The following is a 10,216-nucleotide window of genomic DNA, read 5'->3' as shown; positions in this document are numbered from 1 at the left end:
GCGCGGCACGGGCCGGCGAGAGCGGGGCCGACGCGGCCGAAGCGGCGGGCGCGGCGGCGGCCGGGGCCACCTGCGCCGCGGCCGGCTCCTGCATCCTCACCGGCGCGGCGGCAGCGGGGGCCGGGCTCGGCGCCTCTGCCGGCGCTGCCGCGATGGGCGGACGCAAGGTATGTACGGGTGCGGAAGCAGCGGGAGCCGAAACCGGCGCAGCCGCCACCACGGCAGCGGGCGCGACAGCGGTGACAGCGGTGACAGCGGTGACAGCAGCGTCTGCGGCCGCGCGGCCCGCGGACGCAGCGGCACGTGCGGGCCGTGCCTGCTGACCCCCGCCCTGCGCCGGAACGGGCGCAGGACTGGCCGAAGGACGGAAGGCCAGCATGCGCAGCAGCGTCATGGTGAAGCCGGCGTACTCGTCTGGCGCCAGGGCCAGCTCGCTGCGGCCCAGGTTGGCGATCTGGTAGAACAGTTGCACTTCCTGCGCATCGAAGCTGCCGGCAAAGCGCCGCACATCCGCGGCCTCCGGCCATTCTTCCTGCACCGATGCGGGCACCGCCTGGGCCAGCGCGACCTTGTGCAGCAGCGAGGCGAGATCCTGCAACGCCCCCGCAAAGGACAGGCTGCGATCGGCCATGCCATCGGCCACCGCCAGCATGGCGGCGCCATCCTCGGCCGCCAGCGCGTCCAGCAGTTGCACCAGGTAGCTCTGGTCGATGGCGCCGAGCATGCCGCGCACCGCGCCCTCGGATACCTGGCCGGCGCTGTACGCAATGGCCTGGTCGGTCAGCGACAGCGCGTCGCGCATCGAGCCGTGCGCGGCCTGGGCCAGCAGGCGCAGTGCGTTGGCGTCACGCTCGATGCCTTCCTCGCCCAGGATATGGTCGAGGTGGCCGACGATATGGCCCGGCGGCATCTGCTTGAGGTTGAACTGCAGGCAGCGCGACAGCACCGTGACCGGGATCTTCTGCGGATCGGTGGTGGCCAGAATGAACTTGACGTGCGCGGGCGGCTCCTCCAGCGTCTTCAGCATGGCGTTGAAGGCGTGGTTGGTCAGCATGTGCACTTCGTCGATCATGTAGACCTTGAAGCGCCCCGCGGTCGGCGCGTACACCGCCTTGTCCAGCAGGGAGGCCATCTCGTCGACGCCGCGGTTGGAGGCCGCGTCCATCTCGATGTAGTCGACGAAGCGCCCGCTGTCGATCTCGGTGCAGGCCTTGCAGACCCCGCACGGCTGTGCGGTGATGCCACCGTTGCCGTCCGGCCCGAGGCAATTGAGCGCCTTGGCCAGGATCCGGGACAGCGTGGTCTTGCCGACGCCCCGCGTGCCGGTGAACAGGTAGGCGTGATGCAGCCGCTGTTGCTCCAGCGCGTGCGTGAGCGCGCGGACCACGTGCTCCTGGCCGACCAGCGTGGTGAAATCCCGGGGGCGCCATTTGCGCGCTAGCACTTGATAACTCATGGCGGCGATTGTAGCAAATGGCGGCCGTCGTCCAGCGGGGACTTCGCGCGATCCCCTGTATTTGACCCGGCTTTGCGCTCCGGCTTGCGGTCTGCGCCCGCGCCGGCTATCCGCACTCCCCGACGTAGCCGCAATTGGCACACTTGGCGCAGCCGTCGACCTTGTGCAAGGCATGGGCACCGCACTCGGGGCAGGGCTTGCCCGAACCGAGGCCCAGGCCCGCCGCCGACTGGCCCGCCGCGCGAGCCGGCTGCCCGGCGCCGGCCGCCTGCCCGCCGATCGCTTCCGGCCCCCTCCCCTCCAGCACGGCGAGGCGCGCCGCAAGCGCCGCCACCGGCACCTGGCCACCTTCGGCGTCAAGGAAGCTCCGCTTGATCAGGATGCGCTGCAGGGCGTAGCCGATCGCGGCCACCTCGGAATCGTGAAAGCGCGGCGCCTCGCTGCCGTCCTGGCGCACCAGCGTGCCGTAGCGCACCGTGCCCTTGTCCCACACCACATTGCGCATGTCGGCCAGGGCCTTGGCGATGGAGCCGCCCGAGCGCGCCACCATCGACAGCAGGCGCATGGTGGAGGTGATCCACTGCTGGCCGTCATTGCGCTGCCCGGCCGGCATGAAGAATTCCACCGGCCGCTCCACCGCCACTGGCTTGCCGTCCAGCACGCCGGCCACACGCATGAAGTTGACGGTGAGATAGACGGTCTTGTGCCCTTCGTAGGTCATGTATTCGACCTTGGATGTCACCCCTTCGAGGTCGCCCACCGGGCGGCTGCCGAACGGCTTGCTCAGGGGATCGTCGGCCTGCGCCGTCGCGGCGGGCGCTGCCGGCGCGTCCGCCGGCACCGACAGCACCGCCCCGAGCACGCTGTTGGGGCGGTAGGTGGCAAGCCCCTTCAGCCCGGCCCGCCACGCTTCCAGGTAGAGATTCCGGAAGGCCTCGTAGGGATAGTCCTCCGGCACGTTGACGGTCTTGCTGATGCTGGTATCGATATAGGGCTGCACCGCCTCGAGCATCTTCATATGGTCCAGCGCCGACATCTGCAGCGCCGTGACGAAGCTGTCCGGCAGTTGCGCCATGTCGGCGCCGAGATGGCGGTAGAGCCGCCAGGCATGGTCGGCCACCTCGAACACCCGGTAGCTGTCGTCCGCCATGCGCTTGCGGCGGTTGTAGGTCCACGAGAAGGCCGGCTCGATGCCGTTCGAGGCATTGTCGGCAAACGCCAGCGTGATGGTGCCGGTGGGCGCGATGGAGAGCAGGTGCGAATTGCGGAGGCCGTCGCGGGCAATGACATCGCGCACGGTCTGCGGCAGCCGCCGCGCAAAGCCGCTGGCCAGGTATTCGCCGGCCTTGAACAGGGGGAAGGCGCCCTTCTCACGCGCCAGGCCGGCAGATTCCAGGTAGGCGGTGTCACGCAGGGTCTCGGCGATGCGCGCGGCCAGGGCGCGCCCGGCTTCGGCATCGTAGCGGATGCCCAGCATCACCAGCGCGCTGCCCAGGCCCAGGAAGCCCAGGCCGACGCGGCGCTTGGCATGGGCTTCGGCGCGCTGCTCGGGCAAAGGCCAGAACGTGATATCGAGCACGTTGTCGAGCATGCGCACGGACAGCCGCACTACTTCCGCGAAGGCCTCGAAATCGAAGCGGGCATCCGCGCCGAAAGGCTGGCGCACGAAGCGGGTCAGGTCGATCGAGCCCAGGTCGCAACAGCCATAGGCGGGCAGCGGCTGCTCCGCGCAAGGGTTGGTGGCCTCGATGCGTTCGCAGTAGTAGAGATTGTTGTCGTCGTTGATATGCGAGAGAAACAGCACGCCGGGCTCGGCATGGTCGTAGGTGGCCTGCATGACCTGGTCCCACAACTGCCGGGCGGGCACGCGGCGGTAGACCCACTGGCCGTCGTCGCGCCGGTAGGCCCCGGCGGCGATGACCTCGGCGCCAGGCTCGGCCTCGTGGACCAGCTCCACCTCGGCGTTGGCCTCGACCGCGCGCATGAAGTCATCGCTGACACCGACCGAGATATTGAAATTGGTCAGGTCCCCCTTGTCCTTGGCGTGGATGAAGGTCTCGATATCCGGATGATCGCAGCGCAACACCCCCATCTGCGCGCCGCGGCGCGATCCCGCCGATTCCACCGTAGCGCAGGATGCGTCGAACACCTTCATGAACGATACCGGCCCCGAGGCGCGCGAATGCGTGCCCCGCACCAGGGCGCCGGCCGGCCGGATCGCCGAAAAGTCATAGCCCACGCCGCCGCCGCGCCGCATGGTCTCGGCCGCTTGCGCCACGGCGGTATAGATGCCGGGCTTGCCGCCGCGCGCCTCGGACACCGAATCCCCCACCGGCTGCACGAAGCAGTTGATCAAGGTGGCCTCGATGCGCGTGCCTGCCGCGGAGTTGATGCGCCCGGCCGGCACGAAGCCCTGCTCCTGTGCCCACAGGAAGCGCTCGGCCCAGCGCTCGCGGTCGGCCGGGGCTTCGGCCTCGGCAAGCGCCCGTGCTACGCGCAGGCGCACATCGGCAATGGTGGCTTCCTCGCCCTTGGCGTACTTCTCCAGCAGGACTTCGGTGGAGATGTCCTGGGGTGGCAGCGTGGCACGGAGCATCTGTTCGTTGGCATTCATCGCTGGTTCTCGCTGGTCTTGCCGGGCTTGTGGCTGCGGTGCCCGCCGGCCTGCACGGTTTCAATATGGCGCTGCCGGGAAGCCCCCGGCCCGCGCCAGCCGATCCATTCATCCGATCAATTTCGAGGGAAATCGCCAGAGCCGCCCGCTCTAGGTTACAATGCGCACCGGACGGGCCTCCTCGCATGGCGGCGCGGTCAACCTGGTCAGGTCGGGAACGAAGCAGCCACAGCCGTTTTCCGCCAGTGCCGAGGGTCAGGCTCGTCCCCCAATTCTTCCTTGCAGCGTACGCTCTGCAATCCCGCCTTTCGCAAGACCTCCCCGTATCATCGAGTATTTGCCGACTCTGGTATTTGCCGGCACTGGTTTTGCCGGCGCACCGCTACGCCCGTGGCCTGTCGCTTCGCGCCTCGCTCGCCAATGCGCGCCGGCCCGCCTATTGTGCCGCGCCGGCCAGCGCATGCCCTGATCCAGGACAAGTCTAGAACAGGGAGCCCTGGCGTGCAGCCTGCAGCGCATCAGCCACGATCCACTCGCCGTCGGCCGTGGCCACGCCCGCCTCGACGCGCCGCCCCGGAAACATCGGCCTGACTGCCGCCACATAGCGCGCAAGCTGCTGTGCGTAGGCTGCATGCTCCTGCGGCAGCAGGCGCAGCTTGTAGTCGATGATCACCACGCGCGCGTCGAACTCCACCAGGCGGTCGATGCGTAGCAGGCGGCCGCGCGCGTCATACAGCTCGACCTCGTTGCGGGCGCTGCGCGCACCCTGCGGGAACAGCAGCGGCCGCAGCGCCGCCGAGTCGAGCATCAGGCGCGCGGCATCCAGCGCGGCCTGCGCCTGCGTCCTCCACAGTTCGCGCGCCTGGGCGTCGCCGCCACCCGCAAGCGGAAACCAGCGCATCACCGTTTCGGGCGCGGGGAATGCCTCGAACGCCTCGGGATAGCGCGTGATGCGCTCGAGCAACGCGTGCAGCAACTCGCCATGACGGGCCGCGTCGGCATCGAACACGATGGCGTGGCTGTCGTCTTCGGCGGGCTCCTGCGCGCTGTCTTCATCCTCCCATTCGTATGCCGGCACCAGCGTGTCCGCCGCCTCGCGGTAGCGCTGACGGAAATCGGCATAGCGCACGCGCGCATCGTTGCCGGCCAGCCGCTCGCCGTCGGCATGGGCCGTCGACGGCGGGCGGGCGTCCACCAACGCGCCGACCCCGGCCGCCTGCAGGCGCGCATACCAGCTGCCGGCGATCTCGCGGTTGCCTTGCGCACTCTCGGCGCTGCGCGATGCGCGCCCCTTTACGCCGCTCACCAGCAAGCCCTGCCGCGCGCGCGTCATCGCGACGTAGAGCAGGTTCCAGTTCTCGCGCTCGGCCAGCGCCGCCTCGGCTTCGAACAGTGGCGCGCGCGCCAGCCCGCGCGTGCTGCGCTTGCCATAGGCGGAGAAATGCACCGGCACCGGCGACGCCGGCGGCCAGTCGACCAGGATGCCGCCGCGGTCGGCGGCGGCGTCGCTGTGGTTGGCATCGAGCAGCACCACGAACGGCGCCTCCAGGCCCTTGGCGGCGTGCACGGTCAGGATGTGCACGGCGTCCAGCGCGCTGTCGGCGACATCGGCATCGGCATCGCCCTCGGCGTCTTCCGCGTTGTCCGCCATGCCACCTTCGTCCGGGCTTTCGCCCTCTTCGCCGCGGCGGATTTCCTGCAGCTCATCGATGAACTTGGGCAGGCTCGGATAGCGCCCACCGTCGAGATCGAGCGAGAGCTTGAGGAAGGCATCGAGGTTGGCCAGCACCTGGTCGCGGATCTCGGCGGGCGCGGCCTCGGCATAGCGCCGGCGCACCTCGCCGCCGTGATAGATATGGTCGATCAGGTCGTGCACCGGGCGGTGCGGCGCCACCTCCAGCCAGTGGCGCAGGCGCGCCACGCCATCGCGCAGCGCCGGGCTGGCAAACTCGGGCAGGCCCTGCTCGCGCAGGCAAGCCCACCAGCCCGGGCGCGGCTCCTGCGCCTGCGCCATGCGCGCGATGGCGACCAGGTCGTCGTCGGTGGCGCCTACCAGCGGACTCTTGAGCACGTGGGCCAGGTCCAGGTCCGACTCCGGCGTCATCAGGAAGGCCAGCAGCGCCGACAGGTCGAGCGCCTCGAGCGTGGCCAGCAGGCCGCCGCGGCGCGGGCTCAGGCAGGGGATGCCAGCCTCGCGGAAGGCACGCTCGTATTGCGCCAGGTGGGTCTTGCGGCGTACCAGCAGATGCATGTCGCTCCAGCGCGCGGGGCGCGCGCCGTCGCTGTCCGCTACCGGCACCGTGGCGCGGATATGGCGCAGCCACGCGGCCACGCGCCTGCCCTCCTCCAGGCGCAGCGAATCGCCCTCGTGCTGGCGCGGCTGGGTCAGGGTGTCGCGGTGGGTGGCGGCGGGCGCGGCATCGCGGGCTTCGTCCGCGCCATCTTCCGCGCCCTCTTCCGTGCCCTCGTGGGATTGCGCCTCGGGCTCGACCAGCGGCAGCAGCCACACCGGGCCGCCGGGCTCGTCCAGCGCGGTGGTCTGGGTCTCGAACAGCGGATAACGGCCGTCGGCGCGCGCGCCATCGAACACGGCATTGACCCAGTCGAGCACCTCGGGCCGGTTGCGGCGCGTGCGGTTGGTGCGCAGCACGGTGGCGCCGAAGCCGGCCTGCAGCATCTCGCTGGCGGCCTGGAACAGCCGCGCGTCGGCGCGGCGGAAACGATAGATGGACTGCTTCGGGTCGCCCACCAGGAACACCGTGGGCCGCTCGCCCAGCCCTGCATAGCCAGCCAGCCAGCCCTGCAGGATGCGCCACTGCAGCGGATTGGTGTCCTGGAACTCGTCGAGCAGCAGGTGACGGTAGCGCGCGTCGAGGCGGACCTGCAGATAGGTGGCGGTTTCTTCGTCGCGCATCAGCTTTGCCGCCAGCCATTCCAGGTCGGCGAAATCCATCGCGCGCTGCTCGGACTTGTGATGCTGGTAGCGCATCAGCAGCGCATCGCCGAGTTCGTAGAGCGCCAGGTTGACGGCCAGCACGGCGGCCTCGCAACGACGCTGCGCCACCCGCTCCAGCGCGGCGCAGAACTCGCCATGCCCGGCCACGAACGCCTCGACCGCGGCTTCACCGCCCAGCGCCTTGGTCAGCGCGGATGTGGCGCGCAGCGAGCGCGGCTTGCCGGCGGCGGTGAAGAACGCATCGCGCAGGACCACGAAGGCGCGCTCGGCGGGCTCGCCGCCTTCGCCGCCGCTCTCGCGCCAGGCGCGGATCGCCATCAGCGCGTCCACCAGGCGCGTGGCGTGAGCCTGCTCGGTCTTGCCGCCGCGCCCCAGTTGCGATGCCATGTCCTGGCAGGCGTCGAGCCAGCTGTCGTCGGCCAGCACCTCGAGCAATACGTCGACGCGCGCGTCGTCGCCGAGATCGGCGGCCAGCGCCTCGGCGGGATCGGTGCTCTCCTTGAAGGCAAGCCACTCGCTGCGCGCATGGAACATGGCATCGAGCAAGGCGCGCGCCTGGAATTCGCCGATGGCGTCCACCAGCTGCTCGAACGCCGCGCGCAGCGCGGCATACGGCGGCGTGGCCAGGGCCTGCCAGAACGGCGCCCACGCCTCGCGCTTCATGCGCAGCGCGTCCTCGCGCAGCGTGGCGCCGGGCACGATGCCCGATGCCAGCGGCGCGCCGCGCAACAGCGTGCCGAACCAGCCATGGAACGTGTCGATCGCCATGCGACCCGGCGCGGCCAGCACCTGCGCATGCAGCCCGCGCGCACGCGGCAGCGCGGCGCGCGCGGCAGCCTCCGGCAGCCCGCGCTGGACCAGCGCGGCAATCACGGCTTCGTCATCGTCGCGCGCGAGCTGCGCCAGCACTTCCAGCAGGCGCTCGCGCATTTCCTCCGCGGCCTTGCGCGTGAAGGTGATGGCGAGGATCTCGTGCGGCGCCGCGCCCGCCAGCAGCAGGCGCAGCAGGCGCGCCACCAGCAGCCAGGTCTTGCCGCTGCCGGCGCAGGCCTCCACCACCACCGAGGCGGCGGGATCGCACGCCGCGCGCGTGAACTCCGCTTCGGCGACCGCTGCGCCGTCGCGCAGATAGGCGTGGATGCTCATGCCCGCCCCCCGACCTGCGGCGGCAATGCCGTGCTCTCCCAGAAGCCCTTGCGGCACAGCCCTCGCGCGGTGCAATAGGTGCATGCGCTGGCGTCGCCGAAGGCCGGCATGGGCGCGTCCTGCCGCAGGCGCATCACGTCCTCGCGCAACTGGCGCGCGAGCCACGCCACGGCGGCATCGAAATCGGGCAGGCCCACCTCGCGCTGGGACGCGGGCGTCCCGTCCCTGGTGCCCTCGAGCGCCACCCAGCTGCCGACCTTCACGTCGGCGCGCAGCAATCCATAGAACGGCAACTGGCAATCCTCTTCCACATCCGCGACCTTGCGCTTGAGGCGCAGCACGCTCTGCGTCTTGTAGTCCAGTACCGCGCGGCTGCCGTCGCGCGCGCGGTCGAGCCGGTCGATGCGGCCGTTGACGCGCAGCGGCTGGCCATCCGGCATGGCCAGGTCGACCGTAGCGTCAAGTTCGCCGCCATCCCAGAACCAGCCTTGCGCCTCGCGCTCGGCCTGCCACGCGACGTAGGACGGCAGCACTTCGCACCAGCGCCGGTAGTAGCCGATGGCGTTGCCGTCCTCGCGCATCAGCGCGCCGAATTCGTGTTCGGAGATTTCGCGCAGCCGCGCCAGGCGCGCATCGTCATGGCGCAGGCCATCCTGCGCGGCCTCGCGGTGATAGCGCAACAGCACGCGGTGCAGCAGTTCGCCGATATCGCGCTTTTCGAGATCGTCGCTGACCACCTCGAGACCAGCCAGGCCGAGCATGCGGCCGGCGAAGAACTGATACGGACAGCGGCGCAGCATGTTGTACGCCTGCGCGCTCCAGCGCGCAGGCACCAGCTCCGATGCCGCCGGGGCCGGCATACCGCCGACCTCGGCAAAGGTGTCGTGCAGCAGCGGCAAGGCGCTGGCCTCGATCGGCACCCCCGCGCGCGAGCACAGCGCGCTGAGCCGCTCGAGCCAGCCCGAGACGTGCTTGGGTTCGCCGCGCGCGCCGAGGCGCTGCCAGGTCAGCATCACGTCGTCGTTGTTGAGCAGTACCTCGGCGAGATCTCGCGCCTGCTGGGCGAAGCGGACTTCGCGGTCTTCCAGCGCGAGCTCGCGGCGCATCTGGTTGGAGAAGAACATCAGCTCGGCCGCGCTCGAAGGCAGCTGGCCATCGTCGCAGCCGACCACCACCACGCCGTCGAAGCGTCGCATGCGCGCGCCGTTGAGCGGCAGGATGGCGATGCGCGCGGAGCCGCTGGCCGACGGCTCCTTGTAGGCCACGGATTCGAGCAGCGCCGACAGCATCGAGCGGAATTCCGCCAGGTCGAGCGTGGCGGCCGCGCCGGTCTCGTCCTGCGGCAGCTCGGCCAGGCGCGCCAGCGCGTCGAGCAACTGGCGGCCGGCGTCGTCCGCGGCCAGGGCCTCGCGCATGCCAAGCGCATCAAGCGTGGCGTCGAGCCGCTCAAGCCAGGTGGAAACCGGCTTCTGCGTGCGGCCGCGCGGCCATTCGCCGGCCTCGGCGGCCAGCCGCTGCACCAGCTCGCAGGCAGCCTCGCGCGCGGCGTGGCGTGCATCTTCGCCGGGCTCGCCGGACGCTTCCGACACTTCGGCCAGGCTGTCGCGCCTGGCCTCCGGCGCGAAGCGCTGCTGCAGGCGGCGCCAGCCACCGCTGATGCCGTCGCGGCGGATCTGCCGCTCGAGCGCGGCGATGGCCGCGCCGCGCCCGGCGAAATCGGGCAAGCAGAACGGGCTCTTGAGCAGGTCGAGCAGCGCCGCGGTATTGCCGTCCTGGTTGAGCAGGTCGAACCAGCGCATCAGCGCCGCGGCGGCGCGCGTGGTGGAAAGCTTCCAGCCGGTTTCATCGCGCACCGGCGCGCCGGCGCGCGCCAGCAAGGCGCGCGCGCGCCGCGCGACCACGCGGTCGTGCGCGACCAGTGCCACGTGGCGCCGGCCTTCGTTGAGCCACTGCACCAGTTGGCCGGCCGCGGCCGCGGCTTCGTCCTCGAAGCGCGCGCTGCCAACCACGCGCACGCGCGGACGCTGCGCCGGCAGGCCGCGTG

4 protein-coding genes and 1 other RNA gene are annotated in these 10,216 nt (G+C 70.7%); 1 reads left to right on the top strand and 4 read right to left on the bottom strand.

Annotated elements, in window-relative coordinates; genetic code table 11:
* On the bottom strand, positions 1–1,456 hold a 1,456-nt coding region (locus AC1DKV_RS39295; protein ID WP_477139607.1), incomplete at its 3' end, for a DNA polymerase III subunit gamma/tau.
* 106 nt (positions 1,457–1,562) lie between these two features.
* Entirely contained in the window at positions 1,563–4,070 is a 2,508-nt protein-coding gene (locus tag AC1DKV_RS39290; protein WP_441618381.1) for an adenosylcobalamin-dependent ribonucleoside-diphosphate reductase, read from the bottom strand.
* Between the two features lie 170 nt (positions 4,071–4,240).
* Between AC1DKV_RS39290 and ffs the strand changes: the two genes are divergently transcribed.
* An RNA gene (gene ffs / locus AC1DKV_RS39285) (signal recognition particle sRNA small type) lies at positions 4,241–4,339 on the top strand.
* A gap of 212 nt (positions 4,340–4,551) precedes the next feature.
* Here the strand turns inward: ffs and AC1DKV_RS39280 are convergent.
* Positions 4,552–8,172, bottom strand: a complete 3,621-nt coding sequence (locus AC1DKV_RS39280; RefSeq protein WP_441618379.1) for a UvrD-helicase domain-containing protein — start codon at positions 8,170–8,172, stop codon at positions 4,552–4,554.
* Positions 8,169–10,216 (bottom strand): PD-(D/E)XK nuclease family protein (locus tag AC1DKV_RS39275; RefSeq protein ID WP_477139606.1); only part of this gene is annotated, 2,048 nt, incomplete at its 5' end. The genes AC1DKV_RS39280 and AC1DKV_RS39275, both read right to left, overlap by 4 nt.

The organism is Cupriavidus sp. 05T41, assembly GCF_056396525.1.
This window is presented reverse-complemented; position numbering and strand designations above follow the sequence as displayed.